This is a genomic window from Salegentibacter flavus (assembly GCF_900115145.1).
Taxonomy (GTDB): domain Bacteria; phylum Bacteroidota; class Bacteroidia; order Flavobacteriales; family Flavobacteriaceae; genus Salegentibacter; species Salegentibacter flavus.
Genome location: NZ_FOVL01000026.1, coordinates 16151 through 37590, shown reverse-complemented (window position 1 = coordinate 37590; position 21440 = coordinate 16151). Strand labels below are relative to the sequence as shown.

Here is a 21440-nt window from a genome sequence, read left to right as displayed (position 1 = left end):
ATGATCGCAAAATCTTCCTCCAGGATATTAAAAACCGGCTTCCAATAGACGCCGGTGCTTTCCATAGCCACATGAGTAACCCCTTCTTCCTTACACCAATCTCGTAACTCTGTCAAAGAACTTGTATAGGCAGTAAACTGCCTGGTCTGATAATCTTTGCTATTGCTTCTAACCGTAGCAACAATAACATCCTTGTGCACATCTATTCCGCATCCCACGGAAATAACCTGCTCGTAGTCAATTGCTTTCATTCCAATAAGTTTTTACATCACTTAAATTTAAGCAAAAAACTCATCGGTGTTTGCGTGGGCTAAATCATGGGTATTTCATAATTAAATATTTATGGTTTTAAAAAGTTTTAATAACAGGCGGTATTAGTAACAAATGCAATATGCTTACTGTCCTTTGACCAGCTGGGGACATTAATTGTACCCTGCCCGCCATATATGTAGGCTATAACTTTAGGCTCACCACCATCTACCGGCATTAGCCTTAACAGGCAATGTTGATAAAACGGATGGTCTCCTGAGTCAATTTCCGGAGGAAAAGAGATGAAGGCAATCCATTTGCCATCAGGAGAAATATGCGGAAACCAATCATTATGATTAGGATCAAAGGTCAATTGTTCTTGCTCACTTCCATCGGGTTTCATCCTCCACAAATGCATCTTACCATTCCGGTTGGAATTAAAATAAATATATTCTCCGTCTGATGAATACTCTGAACCATCGTCCAGGTAATCGGTATCTGTTAGCTGAATTTCTTTTTTTGTTTCAATATCAATGCTGTAGATATCCATTTTACCCTTACGCTCTCCGGTAAAAAGAAGGGTCTTATTATCTGGGGAGATCCCGTGCAGATAAGAAGCTCCTACGCCATCTTTTGTGATTTTCTGCGGAAGTGTATCTCCAGCAGGATCCATAATATAAAGGGATGACACCCCTCCATCTTCCTGGTTATGATGACTTATCCCCAAAATGCTTTCATCAAAAGAAAAAACGTGATCATTGTTATTATTAATTGCAAATCCTGTTTCAATTTGCTCCACTCTCTCAGAATTTAAATCATACCGGTATAAGTAACCATTCGAATTATAGACCAGGTCCCTATCCTTGTTTACCCAGTTAGGAGCTTGAATAGAATGAGCAGAAGTATACAGAACCTTCCGGTTTCCGGTTTCGACATTCAGAATCTCCAGATTACTGCCAAGATATTCCTGATACTGCTCAAAATCCGGCCCGGCAGGCTTTATGATCCTAACGTTGTTTACAATTACTTTTCCATTCGCTCCCTCACTTCCAGGATCAAAGAAAAGTCCTGCGAATAACTCGTTTCTCAGGTTCTCATTTTCAATTTTTACTGTTGTAAAAGGCTCCCCAAATTTTGCTGAAGAAAAGTAATACACATCCCCTCTTTTCTCTAATTGGAGCACATTTACCTTAGCCAGAGGAACTTGGATTTCCTCTGATTTTAAACCCTCCATTGCATGGGATTCAAGGGAAGCTGTACCTAAATTATTTACCTGAGCGATTACCTCTGCAGATTTTGAACTCAGATTATTGCGAATTATCCATCCTGCATTAGATCCGGAACCGGTATCATCTTCAAAGCTTAAATGAGCTCTAAGGATAAAGTCTCCTTGTATGGATTTATATAGATAGTGGAAGGGGTGAGATTCCCCAGATTTTTGATCTTCAGAAAATAAAAACGAATATTCCTGCAGTTTTGGGTTGTACTCCAACTCTCCAATTGAAGTAGTTTCCCCGATAGTGACCTCATTCTCAAAAATCCCGAAATCCCTTTCAATAGTATCCAGATATTGAGATATTTGATTTTCAAAAGGAACAGCAGAAATTAATAAGGCTAATAAAAAGCTCCCTGGGATTAATTTTTTCATCTGAAGTATTTTTATAGAATTATATCACTTTCATTTTCTCCGGATCCCAACCAATAAATTTGTTTTGCCTATAACTTTCATTACAAAGCAAGGCTGGAGCAGCCGCCCTGAATCCAAATACCGGGTCTTCTACTACCTGCCCATTAGTCCTTATTGCCTGAAAGAAATTAGCAAAATGATCGTAATGAGCTCCTTTATATCCTTTTTCAACCTGATAAAAGGTTTCTGAGGGTGGAAGAATCTTTTTACGGTCACTACGCGTTTGACTCTGTTCTCTGCCCTTTTCCTCCATAAAAGGATCATCTGAGGCTGCAACCTCATTTTGTTTTAGCATTACATCGTCCCAGGTGACGTCCATGGACCCTTTATTTCCTACAATTTTCAGGTAGGTACTTCCGCTGGTGCCGTCTACAAAATTGCAACGTAGGGAAAGATTAAATCCGGGATGTTGGTCAGAGTCGGGATAGTCAAACATGCCCAACAATACATCTGGAACCTCACGTCCATCTTTCCAATAACGCAGGCCTCCTGTGGCTGAAACCTTATTTGGACCAAGTGAATCAGTTATGAAATGAAGGCTGGAAAAAAGGTGAACAAATAAATCTCCTGACATACCGGTACCATAATCAAGGTAATTCCTCCATCGAAAGAATCTTTTTGCATCGAAGGGACGTTTTTCGGTATTAGCAATAAATTTCTGCCAGTCTACAGTTTCAGGTGAAGCATCTGGCGGAATTGGATATTGCCAGGCTCCAAAAGGAGAATTTCTTGCCCAAAAACCTTCGGCATAATTTATATCTCCAATTGCTCCCTGGGCGAGTAATTCTTTAGCTTTTTCATTCCCCAAAGAAGACAAACCCTGGCTTCCTACCATGAAAATCTTTCCCGACTTTTTCCAGGCATTAATCAGTTCGTGACCCTCTTCCACAGAGTGTACCATAGGTTTCTCGCAGTAAACATGTTTGCCTGCTTTTAATGCATCAATGCCTATTTGTTTATGCCAGTGATCTGGAGTAGCTATTATTACTGCATCAATATCCTCTCTTTTCAGAATATCTTTATAATCTTTGGTGAGAAATATATCGTCACCCCATCGGGTTTTGGATTCTTCCAGTCTCCCGTCATACAAATCACAAACGGCAAGCATCTTAATATTATCGTGTTCCAGCGCTGTTTTAGCATCGGCTACGCCCATTCCACCAGCACCAATTAAAGCTAGCCCCAGGGGTTTAGCCCCGAATATATTTGCAGCATTTCTTTCCAGGAATTTTATTTGTTTTGTTTCAGAGGCAAAAGCAGAAGGCATAATGGCTGCGGTAGCTCCCGCGAGCCCAAGATTTTTTAAAAAAGAACGTCTTTGTTTTTTCATGACTATTAAGTTATTCTGGGAATTGGTTAAAACCCAGGTCTGGTTAAGCTAAATTAAAAATTAAAGAGAGTGCTTAAAAAAACACTCTCTTTAAGATAACTAACGGCTACAAATTTTAATATCCCGGATTTTGTTGCAGAACCGGACCGTCTGCCGTAGTACTTAAATCTATTTGTCTCTGGGGAATTGGGAAATATCCCTCATCCGGGCTAAAATTCCCACCCCTTACATCGGTAGTTATTTGACCTTCATACTCAATGAAACTATTGATTACCTCCTGTGCAACACCCCATCTCACCAGGTCAAAGAATCTATGTCCTTCCATAGCTAATTCCACTCTCCTTTCGAACATAATAGCTTCCATAGCCTCTGCAGTAGAGGTGAAAGACCCATCTGGATAACGAGAGACATTATAATTCGCTGCATAATCGCTGGAAAAACCATCCATTGGATTTTCAGGATCTACATAATCCTTTAACCAGTGCTCAGGATTATCGGCTAATCTTCCTCTTACTTCATTCACATAATCAAGTGCAACATCAAAGTTTCCGGTTTGAGCTTCAGCTTCCGCCGCCATCAATAAAACATCTGCAAATCGAATAATATTGATATTGATGGCATTACCAGGAGCCCATGAGCTCTGATCGGAATACTGATCAGCATGATACTGCCAGTAAATATGCTTTTTAGGAGCATATGGGCCACCTGAAGATTGCTCACGAATCCAGTTGTAACCTGGATGATAACCCCAATCATGATAAGGAACATCACGTCTTCCTACCGTCCAGTCCAAACGTGGATCAAGAGATTGAGTATCTGGGGTAAATGGTTCGTCTGATAAAATTCCCATATCACTCTTTACCGGATTACTGTTATAGTTATCAAGATATGGAAGACCCGTAGCTTCATCTGTACGGAAGGCGTTTACAAGATCCTGAGTAGGCTGATAAAACCCACAACATCTGAAAGGACTGTTATAAGGATAATTCAACATTAAAGCAGTATTGGCATTCCCAATGGTATTGGTTCCATCATTGGCCACCATCTGAATTGCAAACACAGTTTCTTCATTGTTTTCCGTTTCTGCATTAAAGTTGGCATGGTAATTTTCTACAAGTCCATAACTCAAGCCATTGGAAGTCACCCCAGAGTTTATCACTTCTGTGAAAACAGTTTTAGCTTCAGGGAATTTTTCCTGATACAGATAGGTTTTTCCAAGGTAAGCTCCGGAGGCCCATTTGTTTACTCTTCCAACTTCACTCTGAGTGGTCGGAAGATTATCATAAGCAAATTGAAAATCTGCTTCTATCATAGGCCAAATATCTACATCATTTGGCACGTTGGTATTTTCTGTAGTTTCATCTATCCAGGGTACCATATTGTACATTTTTTTAAGCTCAAAATAATAATGACCTCTTAAAAATCTAGCCTGGCCAGCGATATTAGCACGCTCTGCTTCTGAAATCTCCTCAATTTCACTTAATAATTTCAGAACTGCATTTGTTCTCGTCACCCCTTCATATAAGGCTTTCCATTTGGTGTTAAAAAATCCGTTACTCGGATCTACATTATAAGTCGCGATAGAATTGATCCCGGCCTGATCCCCACCATCACTACCTTTATGGGCATCACCCCCGGTAATATCACCATAAATCCAGTTAGAGGGTGTTGCTTCCCATGGATTACCTCCACCAAGAGCAGCATAATCCGTAGTTCCGCCCAAGGCAGCATACGCACCTATAAGTAAGGCGTTCACTCCTTTCTCATCTGCCAGAACCTCATCACTCAAAGATCCATAGGCAGGCTTATCGAGAAAATTTTCGGCACAAGAGCTACTAAGAACTATTAAGCCTAATGCCAGTATTTTAAAAATATTGATTTTATTTTTCATTTTTTGATATATTTTATTTCTCAAATTATAAAGTAAGATTAATACCACCTATAAACTGGCGTGGTGTTGGGTAAGCTCCTTCATCTATACCAAAGGCGGTAGCTGTTCCTGTTAATTCGGGGTCAACTCCGGAATAATTGGTAATAGTAAAAAGATTAGCAGCCTGAACATAAATTCTAAGTTTGTCTAGACCTAAGCGATCAAGGAAATCCTGAGAGAAGCTATATCCCAGTTGAACGTTTTTAGCTCTCAAATAGCTTCCATCCTCAACAAAATAAGAGTTAGGCACATTGGCGGTACTAAAGGTGCCCCCTGTCTCCTGAATTGGCGCAGTAGCATTTTGATTTGTTGGTGTCCAGGAATCATTTAAAGCAGTGGTACTCTTTGCCCCATTAAAGGAACTATAGAAATCATGCCACCATTTAACCTGGTTCCAAATATCGTTCCCATACACTCCATACAGGAACATGCTAAAATCGAAATTCTTATAATTGAATTCAAGGTTCAGACCTCCCGTGAAATCCGGATTTGGGTTTCCAAGGAAAGTTCTGTCATCACTGTTAATATAACCATCTCCATTGGTATCCACATAGCGGAAGCGCCCAACCCCAATGTCGGTTTGATATTCTTCATTTGGATTCCCTGTAGCTGCCTGAGCCTGTTGATTGGCTGCGTCAACTTCTGCCTGGCTATTCCAGAATCCCTGGATTTGGTATCCATAGAATTGACCCACAGAATGACCCACAGCATTCCTCACAATAGTACTACCATTAAATCTTCTTCCTTCCTGATCAAAATAAGAAACTCCATCGGCAATTTTAACTATTTCGTTATCGTAGCTGGTGAAAGTTAAGGTCGCGTTCATTCGTAAATCAGAGGTCAAATCGGCAAAAGTAGTTGCAGAAAGATCTAAACCACTGTTTTTCATCTCGGCAATATTTACATAAGGAACTGTAGATACACCAGCAGTGGCAGAAAGCTCTGGATTATACAATAAGTCTACGACATCTTTTCTATAATAATCTGCAGTTATTTGAAGTCGGTTATTAAACAAATTAGCATCAATACCAATATTGGCATTCACGTTCTTCTCCCAGCTCGCATTTGGATTTCCTATTCGGGATCTTTGAAAGCCTTCAACAAGAGAATTGTTCGAACCAGTAACATCATAATAGGATGAGGTACGGCTACTTCCATAAGTAGTAAAGGCATTGGCCGGATCCACGTTATTCTGGTTACCCATAACACCGTAACCACCTCGTATTTTTAAATCATCTACCCATTGTACATCATCCATAAAAGATTCCTGAGAAACACGCCACCCGGCGCTTACTGCAGGAAACCATCCATGACGTGGATTAGTAAAGCGGGAAGTAGCATCACGCCTTATAGTAGCCCCAAGAAGATACCTGTCATCATAGGTATAATCTAATCTACCAAAGACAGAGAACAATGCATCTTCGGTATAAAAACCAGCATTGGTTTGTGTTCCTGAACCGGTACCTAAATTGACATAGTTTGGATTAAAAGAGTAAAACCCCTGGGTTACCGCGTATATCTCCTCATACTGATTGTAATAAGCTTCCGATCCTACTAGGACACTAACATCATGTAGGTCATTAAAATTATTAGAATATTGTAGAGTATTGGACCAGGTCCAGTTATAACCGGTAAAAGCATTTTCACTTAATTGATTTGTAGTTGAATTTTCTTGATTTTCATAAGTTGGATAGGTAAACACCTGGCCATTGGTGTTAAAATAATTTCCTCCAAAATTGGTGCGTGCTGTAAAGTTTTCCATGAAATCCAGCTCTGCAAAAATATTCCCAAAAATTCTACTCGTGCGGGATAAATTATTTCTGTTTCTTTCCAGCATGGCCACAGGGTTCTGTGCATTACCTAAAGATGGAGCCTGAGTTCCTGCAAAATTACCCGCAATATCATAAACAGGAATAATTGGCTGCATACGATAGGCATGGTTTATAGGGTTTTCTCCAATTACAGAAATCCTGTTCCCATCGGAAACCGAAACCGCTATATTTTCTCCTACGCGGAAATTTTCCTTAATGTTAAATTGGCTATTTACCCTTGCAGTATACCTTTTAAGAAAAGTGTTATTCAAAGTACCATCCTGATCTGAATGACTTAAAGAAAACAGGAAATTCCCTTTCTCTCCACCCTGACTCACAGAAAAATCATGATTCATTATCGGCGCAGAGTTGAATATTTCCTGAAACCAGTTTGTCCCTTCCTGGTTTGCTCTAATAATCTGGTTGAAACCGGAAACAGCTCCAGATTCAGTATAGTAAGGATCTACATAATAAGCAGCCTCATCTACTTCGCCCTGGGCGGCTCCCCCTGGCAAAATGTAATATGGTAATACAGGCTGATCTCCTGAGCCATACTGGCGATCAGAGATTGGTTCTCCGGGATTTGAATTTTGCATAGCCATCCATCTTAGCTCAGCGTGTTCCTGAGGAGAAGCTATGTCGTAAACATTACCCTTTGGAACCGTTTGAGTACCGTAATACCCATTATAAGTAACTTTAAGCTCTCCTTTTCCGCTTCTGGTAGTAATTATTATTACCCCATTGGCTGCTCGAGCTCCATAAATAGAAGCAGATCCAGCATCTTTCAACACTTGCATATTCTCTATATCATTGGGGTTAAGATGATTTATATCTCCCGTAGGAACACCATCTACAATATAAAGCGGATTAGAATTACCGAAAGTATTTATTCCACGAATTCTTACCTGGGGAGCTTCACCAGGTTGTCCTGAGCTTGCTACCGTTACTCCGGAAGCCTGTCCCTGCAGTTGTTCGGTTACCTGGGGAGATGGCTGCCTTCCCATAGCTTCCATATCTACGACGGCTACGGCTCCAGTTAAATCTGCTTTGCGCTGGGTACCATATCCCACAACCACCACCTCTTCCAAATCGGCTGCCGATGGTTCAATTGAAATTTCGAGATAGGAATCACTTTCCACCACCACTTCGGCTGTAGAATATCCCAGAAAACTTATTTCAAGAGTAGCTCCTACTGGAACTGCAATACTAAATTCTCCATCGAAATTGGTCAAAACCCCATTAGAGGTTCCTTTTTCAATAACGTTGGCACTGGGGACGGGCATCCCATTTTTAGCGTCGGTGACTACACCCTCAATGATAACTTCATCCTGGGCAAAAATGGGTATTTGAAAAAACACAATTACAAATAATACAATCAAGGGGTTTCTCATACTTTTAACTTTTAAATTTGATAATCAGGGCTAGTTAATTAATACTCTTAATTCTTCGTTAAGAAAAACGAAGTAAAAGCTTTTTTGTATAAATGACAAAAATTTATTCCTAAAAATTAAAATATGTTTAAATACTTATTTAATATTTTACATTATAACATCTTTGTAACTCCTAACAGCATTGCTTTAATACAATTTTCACTTAAAATTTGCGTTTTTTGAATTCAGCTACTGCATGATTTGCCGCCCGGGCCGTTATGGCCATATAGGTCAGAGATGGGTTTTGAGAAGCAGAGGAGGCCATACAAGAACCATCGGTTACATATACATTAGGTACAGTATGAACTTGATTATTCCCGTTTAAAACAGATGTTTTGGGATCCCGCCCCATTCTGGCCGTCCCCATCTCGTGAATTCCATTACCGGGAAAACACGGCTCTTCGTATCCTTTTACATCTTTAAAACCTGCCTTTTCAAGCATAGCAACAGCTTCCCGTTTTGCATCCTTCCGCATTGCCATTTCATTTTCCTTATACTCACAATCAAATGTAATTGTTGGCAATCCCCATTCGTCTAGCTTGTCATAATTAAGCGACATCTTGTTGTCGTGATATGGCAAGCACTCTCCAAAACAATTTATTCCAATCTGCCATTCACCGGGCTCCACAATTGCTTTTTTGAGTTCTTTCCCATACTGAAGCTCGCCTATTGCCTTTGTCCAGTCAGATCTGCTTGCTCCACCCTGCATTCCATAACCCCTAACAAAATCGTTGCTTTTACTCTTCTCATCTATATTTCTAAATCGTGGCACAAAAAATCCCGCGGGTTTTCTTCCCTTATAATAGTCCTCTAGATGGTTATCTGATTTACCGGTAGCTCCAACTTTGAAATGATGATCCATAAGATTATGACCCAGCTCTCCGCTGTCATTTCCGAGACCGTTGGGAAATCTGTCTGATTTAGACTGCATTAAAATGGAAGTAGTAGGAATGGCTCCGGCACAGCAGAAGATTATATCGCTGTAAAACTCCAAACTTTCTTTGGTTTGTGCATCAATAACTTTTACACCAACAGCTTTACCCTGTTCTTCATCATAAATGATCTCATGAACAATCGAATTGGGGCGGAGAGTCATATTTCCAGTACGTTCGGCCGCGGGAAGTGTTGAGGAATTACTACTAAAATACGCCCCATAAGGACAGCCTCTAATACAACGATTTCGGAATTGGCAATTTGCTCTCCCTTCACGCCCATCAGGGTCGGTTAAGTTAGCAACACGGGAATTGATAATCTTTCGGTCATCAAAGTTTGCGGCAACTCCTTCCCGCAGCTCCTCTTCCACACAATTTAAAGGCATTTCCGGAGTAAAAATACTATCGGGAAGTTGTGGGAGCCCCTCGGCTTTTCCGCTTATACCAATATACTTTTCTACCTTTTCATACCAGGCTTGAAGATCTTTATAGCGTATTGGCCAGTCTACTCCAAAACCGTCTTTTTTATTGGCTTCAAAATCCAGATCACTCCATCTGAAAGACATCCGGGCCCACATTAGGGATTTCCCTCCAACATGATAACCTCTAATCCAGTCAAAACGCTTTTCCTCGTTATAAGGATGTTCAATATCGTCTACAAACCAATGCTTACTGGCATCATTAATAGTATATCCTGTTCTGGCCTGTTTCTCTTGCCTTTTAAGTTCTTCCCTGGTTACCTGTCCTTTGAATTTATAATCCCATGGATCATCATTCATCGTAGGGTAATCCTTAATATGCTCTACCATTCGTCCTCTCTCCAACACAAGAGTTTTTAATCCTCCTTCACAGAGTTCTTTTGAAGCCCATCCTCCCGTAATCCCGGTACCGATTACTATAGCATCAAAATGCTTAGGCTCATTTTGATTTTTTGCCTTGTTCATATCTTAATTTCAGGTTAAAATTTGAGTCTTCAATATATAAACTTTTTTAAAAAAATTTATTAATTACTAAATTTTTTATATAACTTCAATTTAGATATCTAATATTTTACTTCAAATACACCAAATTTTATAATTATGATTCCACGCAGAACTTTTTTAAAACAGACAGGATTAGTAGTGGCGGCAACTACCTTAACCCCTTCTTTTGTATTCGCCGCCGAGCAAGACAAAGCTTTAGGGCTTCAACTCTATTCCCTTAGAAATTTACTGAAAAAGAAAGATTTGGAGAATATAATTTCTAAGATATCACAGTTGGGAATTAAAGAAATTGAAACGTACGGATATTCAAGAGAAGACCTGTTTTGGGGTCATGAAGCCCGAGAATTTAAGCATATGCTCTCTGATTACGGCCTAAACAGTCCGTCCGGGCATTATTCTGGAGGCGATTATTTAACTGGAGAAAAAAATGTTTCTGACTTCAAATATATTCTGGATGCAGCTAATGATATGGATCAGAAATATGTAATAATTCCAAGTATACCGGGCTCCCTTCAAAAATCTACAGACGGTTTTAAGCAATCTGCTGAGAAATTATCTCAAATAGGAGAAATGTGTAGGAATCAGGAGTTGAAATTAGCCTATCATAATCACGCTTTTGAGTTTAAGGATTTCAATGGCAAAAATGGAATGGAAATTTTTCTTACTGAAATAGATAAAGATCTTATTGATTTTGAACTTGACATCTACTGGGTGGTAAGAGCAGGAATAGACCCCATCAGCCTATTTAAAAAATACCCTGGCAGATTCAAACTTTGGCACATTAAGGATATGATGAAGATTGACGAATCCTTAAATACTGAAATTGGTGCCGGATCTATAGATTATAAAGAGATAATGGCTTACACTCAAACTTCAGGTTTGGAACATCTAATCATTGAACAGGAGAATTTTGAAATGGATCCATTCAAAAGTCTGTCTAAAAGTTACACCTACATCCAAAATAACCTTCTTAAATAATTGCGTGTTTTTAATTTAAGTATCTCGGCGGAACAATTTTACCCATAACATTTTCGCACTTCCTTAAGAAAGAAACTTTGCCTTTTTACTATCTTGCAATATGGAGAAAACCGTAATTGGACGATTTGACAAGGCAGATTTTCCTGCGCTTCACCTTAATGATATTGCTATAAAAATTGATACCGGAGCCTACACCTCTTCAATTCATTGTGAGAACATAAGGGAAGAGAATGATTTACTGTTGTGTACTTTTCTCGATGAGGAACATCCGCTGTACAACGGGAAAGAATTCTCATTTAAAGACTACGATATCGTCTTTGTACGCAGTAGCAACGGGATAATTCAAAAAAGATATCAGGTAGAGTCTACCATTAAAATATTTAATAAGGTATACAAAATTTCGCTTTCTTTGTCGTCCCGTCAGGAGATGCGGTTTCCAGTACTTATAGGACGAAAATTCCTTACTAAAAAATTTATCGTAGACACCCAACTTACTGATGTTTCTTTCAATCTAAAGCAAAATGAAAATAAAAATCCTATCCAGGAATAGTCATTTATATTCAACCCAGAGACTCGTTGAAGCCGCAAAAAAAAGGCACCATGAAGTGGAAGTTATAGATCCGCTAAAGTGTGATATCGTTATTGAAAAGCGTAAACCCAATATTTATTACAAAGGCGGTTATATAGAAGGCGTAGATGCGGTAATCCCAAGAATTGGGGCTTCGGTTACTTTCTATGGTACGGCCGTGGTACGACAGTTTGAGATGATGGGTGCATTTACCACCACAGAATCTGAATCTCTGGTTAGAAGCCGCGATAAACTAAGAAGTTTACAGGTACTTTCCCGGGCAAAGATTGGATTACCTAAAACTGTTTTCACTAACTATTCCAGAGATGTTTCTGGAGTTATCAAACAGGTTGGGGGCACACCTTTAGTGATAAAATTACTGGAAGGAACCCAGGGAGTTGGCGTAGTGTTAGCCGAAACCAAAAATGCTGCAGAATCTGTAATTGAAGCTTTTAATGGCTTACAGGCTCGAGTGATTATTCAGGAATTTATTAAGGAAGCCAAAGGTGGAGACATCAGGGCTTTCGTAGTAGATGGCCACGTGGTAGGCGCGATGAAAAGACAGGGGAAAGAGGGAGAATTTAGATCTAACCTCCACCGCGGCGGTAGCGCAGAAGTAGTAGAACTCACCGATGAAGAAGAAATCGCAGCGGTAAAAGCCACCAAAGCAATGGGACTTGGCGTTGCCGGAGTAGATATGTTACAAAGTGCTCGTGGGCCCCTAATTCTGGAAGTGAATTCATCTCCCGGATTGGAAGGTATTGAAAAAGCCACCGGTAAAGATATCGCCAAAACCATAATAAGATATATTGAAAGGAACATTTAGCTTATGGCAAAAATAACCAGTGACAATGTTCTGGAAATACTCGGCGAGCAAGTAAAGCCGGGAAAAAGTGCCACGATCAACTTCAATATGGCTAAACTCTACACTGCCAATTCGGTAGATGTACCTGTTATCATTGAGCGCGCTAAAAAACCCGGTCCGGTAGTTCTGCTTACCGCAGGGATCCACGGTGATGAAATAAACGGGATTGAAGTAGTTAGACAGATAATTTCCAAAGGGATAAACAAACCCCAGAAAGGGACCATAATCTGCATTCCGGTGGTAAATATTTTTGGTTTTCTGAATCTTAGCCGCGAATTTCCGGATGGCAGAGACCTTAACAGAATGTTCCCCGGCACCAAACATGGTTCTCTCGCCAGCAGATTTGCTTATCAGTTCGTTAAAAAAATCCTGCCTGTCGCCAATTTTTGTCTGGACTTTCATTCGGGCGGTGCAAGCCGGTTTAATGCGCCGCAGATAAGGGTGAAGCAGGCAGATGACCTCAGCGTCAAATACAGCCACATCTTTAATGCTCCATTTACGATGGAGTCTAAAACCATTACCAAATCTTTTAGGGAGACCTGTTCAAAACTTGGAATTCCGGTTTTGTTATATGAAGGTGGAAAATCCAAATCAAGTGATAAAGAGATTGCCAGGCACGGGGTGGAAGGTACCATGCGTATTCTCAGTCATCTGGAAATGCTAAATCCTAAATTTGAATATCCCGATGCGGTAACCCAAACCGTACTTATCGAAAATAGTTTCTGGATGCGCGCCAAATACAGCGGCCTCCTCCACGTAAAGATTCCCTGCGGGAAACACGTGGAAAAAGGCGAGTTTATTGGCACTATAACCGATCCATACGGAAAATTCCGGCATAAGGTAAAAGCATCTAATACCGGTTATATCATCAACGTGAACGAGTCACCTATCGTTTATCAAGGCGATGCAATTTTTCATATTTCCTTACCACAGAAAGAAAATGAATAAAAGCGACCTCCGAAGAAAATATAAAGACCTACGCTTAAAGCTTTCCGAAGAAGAGATTGAAGAGCTAAGCCTCAAAATTGCCAATAATCTTTTGAAGCTTAAAATATGGGACTTTGAATTCTACCATTTGTTCCTGAGTATTGCTGAACAAAAAGAAGTTAATACTGAATACGTTCTGCACATTCTCCAGGGAAAAGATAAAAATGTGGTGGTTTCAAAAACCGATATTAAAAACCACCGCCTAAACCATTTTCTCTTAACCGACACAACCAGGATTATAAAAAACCGTTGGGATATCCCTGAACCCGAGGGTGGGATCGAAATTTCCCCCGAAAAGTTAGACTTGGTTTTCATCCCCTTACTTGCTTTTGATAAAACCGGTAATCGCGTTGGTTATGGTAAAGGGTATTACGACCGGTTTCTGGATTCCTGCAAACCCGGCGTGATCAAGATTGGTCTCTCTTTTTTTGAAGCTGAAGAAGAGATCAAAGAAATGTTTGATACCGACGTTGCACTGGATTACTGCGTAACCCCCAATAGGGTTTACCAGTTTAAAAATTAGGCATTAATTTGCTAGTAATAGAACATTCTATTACTTTTAGATAAACTAATCGGCCAGATGTTAAACGACCTCCAGTTAAACAGTATTCTTGAAGATTTTGATATTGCCTACTGGAAGGTCAACCTCTTCAGCAAAAACCTTAGCTGGTCCGATCATTTTAACGCCCTGGTTGGCAAACCCGATACCAGCGAGCCTTTTGAATATTTTCTGAAGGAAATACTTCATCCCGATTACCGCTACGATTTCAGGATATATTTTGATAAACTTACTTCCCAAAATGAACCTTTCAGTCTTGAACTAAAACTGAAATTGCACAATGGTAAATACCGCTGGTTTGAATGCCGGAATTTAAAAAATAAAGACCACAGCAATCGGGAAACCGCCGTGCTTTTGTTTGTGAATATTCATCAGGCAAAACGAGATCAATACACTATTGAAGAAAACTACTTCTACTATCACGAAACAGCCGAAATGACTTCAACCGGTGGATGGTACGTAGATACCCTCCACAAGAATATTTACTGGGATAATGTCACCAAAAAGATCGTGAATTGCCCCCTTGATTATCAGCCTGCTTACGAGGAGCGTTTAAAATTCTATGCTCCCGAGCATCATCAGCGAGTTTTATCTTCCTTTGAAAAATGCGAAAAGTACGGTATCCCTTTTAAGATAGAGCTCAAAATGTTAAGCCTTCACCAGAAAGAATTCTGGGTAAGGGCCACCGGGAAACCAGTTTATAATGAAGAACAGGAAATAGTTGGAATTAGAGGGGTCTACCAGGATATCGATGAAAATAAAAACAACGAACTCAATCTTCAGAATTCCCTGGATATTATTGCTACTCAGAATTCAAGACTTTTTAATTTTGCGCATGTCGTCTCTCATCATTTACGGTCCCACAGCAGCAATCTAAGTCTTATTGTAGAATTATTAAAAGAAGCCAAAACCGATGCCGACAAACTGGAGCTTCTTCCCAATGTTGTAGACATTGCAGATAATCTGGATGCGGCTATTTCACAATTAAATGAGATAGTAAATAAACAAAGTTTGCTCAGCAAAAACAGACGCATCATTAAATTTGAGGACGCATTAAGTGGGGTAATGGCTTCAACTTCTTCCCTGATTAATCGGGAAAATGCAAAAATCGTAGCTGAATTTAACGCACTTGAAGAAATTAGCTATATCTCTGAGTATCTTGAAAGTATTTTACTAAATTTAATCACGAATGCCATAAAATATAAACATCCGGGTAGGAAACCGGTGATTTATATTCAGACCTACATTGAGAATGACAAGGAGTATCTTGAAATTAGCGATAACGGAATGGGCATAGACCTGGATCAGTACGGCGACAAGATGTTTGGAATGTATAAAACATTCCATAGCAATCCGGAAGCAAAAGGAATTGGCCTGTTTATCACCAAAAATCAGGTGGAGACATTGGGAGGCTCAATTTCGGTAACCAGCACCGTAGATGTAGGCACCACTTTTAAGATTAAATTTTAAACTAGTTCTCATGGGGCAAAAAGTAGAATTAGCGTGTATAATTGACGATGACAAAATATACGTTAACCTGGTACGAAAGATTATCGAGATCAAAAAGCTGTCTGAAAACCTGCTGATCTTCAAAAACGGGAAAGAGGCACTTGACTATTTTCAATTAATTATGGGCAATATGACCGAGGATAAACTTCCCGATATTATTTTCCTCGATCTCAATATGCCGGTGATGGATGGCTGGGAGTTTCTTAGTGAATTCATCAAGATCAAGAATAATTTTGAAAAGAAAATAACCCTTTACGTGGTGAGTTCTTCTATAGATCCCCGGGATCTTGAAAGAGCCAAATCATTCAATATGGTTACCGATTATTTGATCAAACCAATTGAACTGAAAAAGTTCGAAAAGATCTTTGAAAAGAATAACGCAGCTTAATTCTTTTCTGAAGTTTCTTCCTCCGGCGGAAATGCTTTTTTATTGAATAATAATAAGAAAGCAACGCCTACACTTATGGAAGTATCGGCTATATTAAAAACGGGTTCAAAAAAGGTGAAATAATTACCGCCCCAAAACGGGATCCATTCCGGCAAATTACCTTGCCACAACGGGAAATAAAGCATATCTACCACCTTCCCGTGAAAAAGAGTACCGTAACCCCCACCATCAGGTAAAAAGCTCGCTATATTGCCATAGCTATCGTCGAAGATAATTCCGTAGAAAACCGAATCTATAATATTGCCCATGGCCCCGGCAAAGATTAAAGCGATAGCAATGATGAGAATTCTGGAACCATTTTTCCTAACCGAATCCCAGAGCCAATATCCTATTCCCACAATTGCCGCCAGTCTGAAAAGCGTTAGTGCGAGTTTCCCGTAGGAACCGGGGATCTTTGCTCCCCAGGCCATCCCTTCATTCTCCACGAATAAAATTCTGAACCATTCGAAAACTCGCATCTCATCCCCTAGGGCAAAATTTGTTTTAATATAAAATTTGGAAACCTGATCGATTATCAGGATCAGTATTATAATTATTCCGGCTTTTTTTAAGGACATGTATGGCTATTGCATTAAAATCGGACCAAAAATACAATTATTATTTAGTTTTTCGCAGGCGAATGTCGCCATTCACCGAAGTCAACTTCAGGAGATTATCGCCATTGCGGGCTAAGGGCATTTCGAGATTTCCATTGCGGGATTCTGCTTTAACACGGGTATTTAAGGTTTCTACCAGAATATTCCCCATAATAGTTTGGACATTGCCATTTCCGCTGAAATCTCTTAAATCGCAAAATCCTTGATTGAGCCTAAGTTCCAGAAATTCAAACTCCCCGGTTGCGGTCACCGAAGCCAGGTTTGATTCAATATACAGCTTTAAACGCTCAGGTATTTTTAACTCCAAGTCCAATGAGAAAACTTTGTGGGCGCTTAATTTGTCATAACCTCCGGATAGCGCTTCGGGATACTGGGTGCTTAGAATTAGATTTTCATCCTGAATTTCGGTGTTGAGTCTTATGCGGTTATAATACTCTCCTTCTGAATGAGTGGCGATAATAATCTCAGAACCTTCATAAGTTTCTATGCTAATACTATAAACCTCATCCGCATAGATTTGAATCCCTTCTACAGATTTTGCGTCAATAATCTCCAGCGTTTCTTTCTGACTAAACAGAGAGAGGCTGTAAAACACAAAAAGTAGTATTAAAAAGTTATTTAGCATCCCAAAAAAGCAAAACGCTCCCTTTGAAGATTTTCAAAAAGAGCGTTTAGTATATATTTATGTTATGGTGTTAACGCTGCATATTCTTTGCTTCGATGCTTAAGGTAGCATGCGGCACAAGCTTCAGACGTTCTTTGCCTATTAATTTACCCGTTACTCGACAAATCCCATAGGTTTTGTTCTCAATGCGCAATAAAGCGTTTTTAAGATCCCTGATGAACTTTTCCTGACGGATAGCCAACTGTGAATTGGCTTCTTTACTCATCGTTTCACTTCCTTCTTCAAAAGCTTTAAAAGTGGGGGAAGTATCGTCGGTGCCGTTATTCCCATCATTTTTATAAGCATTTTCGTAAATCTTCAATTGTTCCTGGGCCTTTTCGATCTTTTTCAAGATAAGGGCCTTAAATTCCGCCAAATCGGCGTCATTGTAACGTTCTTTAACTTCTGCAGACATAAGCTCAATGTTTTTTAATAAACAATTTAGTGGTAATGTCATCAAAAGCTACTTCTGTACCTTCTTCTACCACCGCTGCAACTTCGAGGTGTGCAGTTAATGTTTCGTTCTTAATATAGGTTATATTTTCTTTAACGGCATCCTCGACAATGCCGTCTCTTTGTAGGGTCACATCTATGGTATCGGTAACTTCAAAACCAGAATCTTTTCTAAGGTTCTGTATTCTATTTACCAATTCCCGGGCTACTCCCTCCTTTTTGAGCTCCGGAGAGATACTAACGTCCAGGGCTACTGTAATATTACCACTGCTTGCAACTAACCAGCCTTCAATGTCCTGGGAAGTGATCTCCACTTCTTCGGCCGCCAAAGTAATCATTTTTTCGTTAACTTCAATATCGATACTGCCCTCCCGCTCTATTGTGGCAATATCTGTGGCATTCAGACTATTTATTTTGCTGACAACCAGCTTCATATCCTTCCCAAACTTGGGTCCAAGCACTTTGAAATTGGGCTTAATTTGCTTTACCAGAATACCCGAAGCGTCATCAATAAGTTTTAATTCCTTTACGTTTACCTCCGACTTTATAAGGTCTTCCACAGCCTTTATTTCTTCCCGCTGCTGCTCATCAAGTACCGGAATCATTACCCTTTGAAGCGGTTGTCTTACTTTTATCATTTCTTTTTTACGCAATGAAAGCACCAAAGATGAGATGGTTTGCGCTTTCTCCATTTTGCGTTCTAAAGATTTATCAACAAATTTATCATCAAAAACCGGGAAATCAGCAAGATGTACCGATTCGTAAGCCTCTTTTTGAGTGGCCTGGTTAAGATCTTTGTACAGCCTATCCATAAAGAATGGAGCTACAGGAGCCCCTAATTTGGCCACTGTTTCCAGGCAGGTATAAAGGGTTTGATAAGCTGAAATCTTATCCTGCTCATAGTCGCCCTTCCAGAAGCGTCTTCGGCTTAAACGCACAAACCAGTTGCTAAGATTTTCCTGAACAAATTCTGAAATTGCCCGGGTTGCCCGTGTTGGCTCATAATCAGCATAGAATTTATCTACTTTTTCGATAAGCGTATGCAGTTCTGAAAATATCCATCGATCTATCTCTGGCCGTTCGTCTAGAGGAACATTTTTTTCTTTGTAGGTGAAATTATCGATGTTCGCATACAGCGTAAAGAAAGAATAAGTGTTGTAAAGGGTTCCGAAGAATTTACGCCGCACTTCAGCTATACCTTCAATGTCAAATTTCAGGTTGTCCCAGGGGTTGGCGTTGGAAATCATATACCAACGGGTAGCATCAGGCCCGAAAGCTGCCAGGGTCTCAAAAGGATCAACTGCATTTCCAAGACGCTTAGACATCTTCTGCCCGTTCTTATCCAAAACAAGACCATTGGAAACCACGTTTTTATACGCAACATCATCAAAGATCATCGTAGCGATAGCGTGCAGGGTGTAAAACCAACCACGGGTTTGATCAACTCCTTCTGCAATGAAGTCGGCCTTTCTTTCTCCTCCTTCAACTTTTTCTTCATTCTCAAACGGATAATGCCACTGTGCATAAGGCATAGAACCAGAATCAAACCAAACGTCTATTAGATCGGCTTCGCGTTTCATAGGCTTTCCTGAATCGGAAACCAAAGTAATTTGATCGACCACATTCTTGTGAAGGTCTACCAACTCGTAGTTTTCTTCACTCATATTGCCGGGTTCAAATCCTTCAAAAATATCTTTATCCATCACCCCGGCTTCTACAGCCTTCGTCATTTCTTCTTTTAGCTCTGCAATAGAACCAATAAGTTTTTCTTCCTTCCCCTCTTCGGTTCTCCAAATTGGCAACGGAATTCCCCAATAGCGGCTACGTGATAAGTTCCAGTCGTTGGCATTGGCCAGCCAGTTTCCAAAACGACCTTCCCCGGTAGATTTTGGCTTCCAATTAATACTTTGGTTCAACTCGAACATACGATCTTTGAATTCGGTTACTTTTATGAACCAGGAATCCAGCGGATAATATAAAATAGGTTTATCAGTTCTCCAGCAATTTGGATAGCTGTGAACATACTTTTCAACTTTAAAAGCACGGTTTTCTTCTTTCAGCTTAATAGCAAGCTCAACATCTACCGATTTTTCGGGCGCCTGGCCATCGTCATAATATTCATTCTTCACATATTTCCCGACAAATTCTCCCATTTCAGGTCTAAATTTCCCCTGAAGATCTACCAACGGAACAAGATTTCCGTTTTCGTCTTTCACCAATAACGGCGGAACCGGCGGTGTGGCCTGTTTTGCTACCATCGCATCATCGGCACCAAAAGTTGGAGAAGTATGCACTATCCCGGTACCATCTTCGGTAGTAACAAAATCTCCGGAAATTACGCGGAAGGCATTTTCAGGGTTTTCAAACGGCTGAGCATATGGTAGCAATTGCTCATATTTAATTCCCACCAGATTTTTTCCTTTAAAACTTTCACCGATTAAAAATGGAATCTTTTTATCGCCTTCAGCATAAGCTTCTAACTCCTCTTCGGTTTCAACTTCCTGAAACTTCTTATCGAATTGCTTTCTGGCCAGGTCTTTTGCAACGAGAATCGTAATAGGCTCGAAAGTGTACTGGTTATAGGTTTTTACGGAAACATATTCAATTTTTGGCCCAACGGTTAGGGCGGTGTTAGACGGTAAAGTCCACGGCGTGGTGGTCCAGGCGATTAAAAACGCCCCTTCCAGACTTTCTTCTACCGAGGCCGCTGAAGCATCAGTAATTTTAAACATCGCTGTTACCGTGGTATCGGTAACGTCCTGGTAAGTTCCCGGTTGATTAAGCTCGTGGGAACTCAAGCCTGTTCCGGCCTTTGGCGAATATGGCTGAATGGTGTAACCTTTATAGATAAGGTCTTTTTTATAAATTTCGGAAAGCAGCCACCAAACCGTTTCCATATATTTTGATTTGTAGGTAATATATGGGTTTTCCATATCTACCCAGTAGCCTATTTTTTCGGTAAGGTCGTTCCACACATCGGTGTAACGCATTACCGCATTTTTACAGGCTTCGTTATATTTCTCTACGGAAATTTTTGTCCCGATATCCTCTTTAGTGATCCCGAGTTCTTTTTCCACACCAAGTTCAACCGGCAGCCCGTGGGTATCCCAACCGGCTTTTCGTTTAACCTGGTAGCCTTTTTGGGTTTTATAACGACAAAAAATATCTTTAATAGCACGTGCCATCACGTGATGAATCCCCGGAAGTCCGTTAGCAGATGGCGGCCCTTCAAAAAACACAAAAGGCTCCTTCCCCTCGCGGGTGCTTACGCTCTTTTCAAATATATCGTTCTCCTTCCAGTAAGCCAGTATTTCCTCGGCTACTTTCGGTAAGTCAAGTCCTTTATATTCGGGGAACTTATTGCTCATTTTGTCGTAATTTCTAATGAAACGCGAAATTAATGATTTTTAGCAAAATAGCCGACCTGAATTATGGAAAAAGCGGACTGATTAATTCCTAAA

At 40.1% G+C, this 21440-nt stretch carries 17 protein-coding genes; 7 read left to right on the top strand and 10 right to left on the bottom strand.

Annotated elements, in window-relative coordinates; genetic code table 11:
- The 6 genes from BM266_RS17625 to BM266_RS15390 form a co-directional block, all read right to left on the bottom strand.
- A partial coding sequence (locus tag BM266_RS17625) for an IS110 family transposase (protein ID WP_139220671.1) occupies window positions 1-251 on the bottom strand: 251 nt, incomplete at its 3' end.
- Window positions 252-358: 107 nt separating this feature from the next.
- Window positions 359-1897, bottom strand: coding sequence for a TolB family protein (locus tag BM266_RS15410; RefSeq protein ID WP_093411287.1), 1539 nt, complete (start codon window positions 1895-1897; stop codon window positions 359-361).
- Between the two features lie 19 nt (window positions 1898-1916).
- Window positions 1917-3266 carry a Gfo/Idh/MocA family protein gene (locus BM266_RS15405; RefSeq protein WP_093411284.1) on the bottom strand — a complete coding sequence of 450 codons (1350 nt, stop codon included), beginning with the start codon at window positions 3264-3266 and terminating at the stop codon, window positions 1917-1919.
- Window positions 3267-3381: 115 nt separating this feature from the next.
- A complete protein-coding gene (locus BM266_RS15400; RefSeq protein WP_093411282.1) occupies window positions 3382-5157 on the bottom strand; it encodes a RagB/SusD family nutrient uptake outer membrane protein in 1776 nt (591 codons plus the stop codon).
- A gap of 25 nt (window positions 5158-5182) precedes the next feature.
- Window positions 5183-8398, bottom strand: a complete 3216-nt coding sequence (locus BM266_RS15395; protein WP_093411280.1) for a SusC/RagA family TonB-linked outer membrane protein — start codon at window positions 8396-8398, stop codon at window positions 5183-5185.
- Window positions 8399-8600: 202 nt separating this feature from the next.
- Window positions 8601-10313, bottom strand: a complete 1713-nt coding sequence (locus BM266_RS15390) for a GMC oxidoreductase (protein ID WP_093411279.1) — start codon at window positions 10311-10313, stop codon at window positions 8601-8603.
- Window positions 10314-10448: 135 nt separating this feature from the next.
- Here BM266_RS15390 and BM266_RS15385 point away from each other — a divergent pair, with 135 nt between their 5' ends.
- The 7 genes from BM266_RS15385 to BM266_RS15355 all read left to right on the top strand — a co-directional run bounded on the left by BM266_RS15385 (window position 10449) and on the right by BM266_RS15355 (window position 16206).
- Complete coding sequence (locus BM266_RS15385) at window positions 10449-11330, top strand: sugar phosphate isomerase/epimerase family protein (protein ID WP_093411277.1); 882 nt, start codon at window positions 10449-10451, stop codon at window positions 11328-11330.
- Between the two features lie 100 nt (window positions 11331-11430).
- The gene (locus tag BM266_RS15380; protein WP_093411275.1) at window positions 11431-11880 is read left to right on the top strand and encodes an ATP-dependent zinc protease family protein; all 450 of its coding nucleotides are present in this window, start codon (window positions 11431-11433) and stop codon (window positions 11878-11880) included.
- A complete protein-coding gene (rimK, locus tag BM266_RS15375; protein WP_093411274.1) occupies window positions 11852-12724 on the top strand; it encodes a 30S ribosomal protein S6--L-glutamate ligase in 873 nt (290 codons plus the stop codon). Before BM266_RS15380 ends, rimK begins: the two co-directional genes overlap by 29 nt.
- 3 nt (window positions 12725-12727) lie before the next feature.
- On the top strand, window positions 12728-13711 hold the full coding sequence (locus tag BM266_RS15370; RefSeq protein ID WP_093411272.1) for a succinylglutamate desuccinylase/aspartoacylase family protein: 984 nt from the start codon (window positions 12728-12730) through the stop codon (window positions 13709-13711).
- A complete protein-coding gene (locus BM266_RS15365; protein ID WP_093411271.1) occupies window positions 13704-14273 on the top strand; it encodes a 5-formyltetrahydrofolate cyclo-ligase in 570 nt (189 codons plus the stop codon). Before BM266_RS15370 ends, BM266_RS15365 begins: the two co-directional genes overlap by 8 nt.
- 57 nt (window positions 14274-14330) lie before the next feature.
- Window positions 14331-15779, top strand: coding sequence for a PAS domain-containing sensor histidine kinase (locus BM266_RS15360; protein WP_093411269.1), 1449 nt, complete (start codon window positions 14331-14333; stop codon window positions 15777-15779).
- Between the two features lie 10 nt (window positions 15780-15789).
- Window positions 15790-16206: a response regulator gene (locus BM266_RS15355; RefSeq protein ID WP_081210276.1), complete on the top strand. Its 417-nt coding sequence runs from the start codon at window positions 15790-15792 to the stop codon at window positions 16204-16206.
- On the opposite strand, the gene BM266_RS15350 is transcribed toward BM266_RS15355, so the two are convergent.
- The 4 genes from BM266_RS15350 to ileS form a co-directional block, all read right to left on the bottom strand.
- Window positions 16203-16823, bottom strand: a complete 621-nt coding sequence (locus tag BM266_RS15350) for a lipoprotein signal peptidase (RefSeq protein ID WP_093411268.1) — start codon at window positions 16821-16823, stop codon at window positions 16203-16205. The two genes, BM266_RS15355 and BM266_RS15350, sit on opposite strands and share 4 nt — an antisense overlap.
- Window positions 16824-16863: 40 nt before the next feature.
- A complete protein-coding gene (locus tag BM266_RS15345; RefSeq protein ID WP_139220670.1) occupies window positions 16864-17457 on the bottom strand; it encodes a DUF4097 family beta strand repeat-containing protein in 594 nt (197 codons plus the stop codon).
- Window positions 17458-17557: 100 nt separating this feature from the next.
- On the bottom strand, window positions 17558-17941 hold the full coding sequence (locus tag BM266_RS15340; protein ID WP_093411263.1) for a TraR/DksA family transcriptional regulator: 384 nt from the start codon (window positions 17939-17941) through the stop codon (window positions 17558-17560).
- 4 nt (window positions 17942-17945) lie between these two features.
- The gene (gene ileS, locus BM266_RS15335) at window positions 17946-21347 is read right to left on the bottom strand and encodes an isoleucine--tRNA ligase (RefSeq protein WP_093411262.1); all 3402 of its coding nucleotides are present in this window, start codon (window positions 21345-21347) and stop codon (window positions 17946-17948) included.
- Window positions 21348-21440 lie beyond the last annotated feature (93 nt).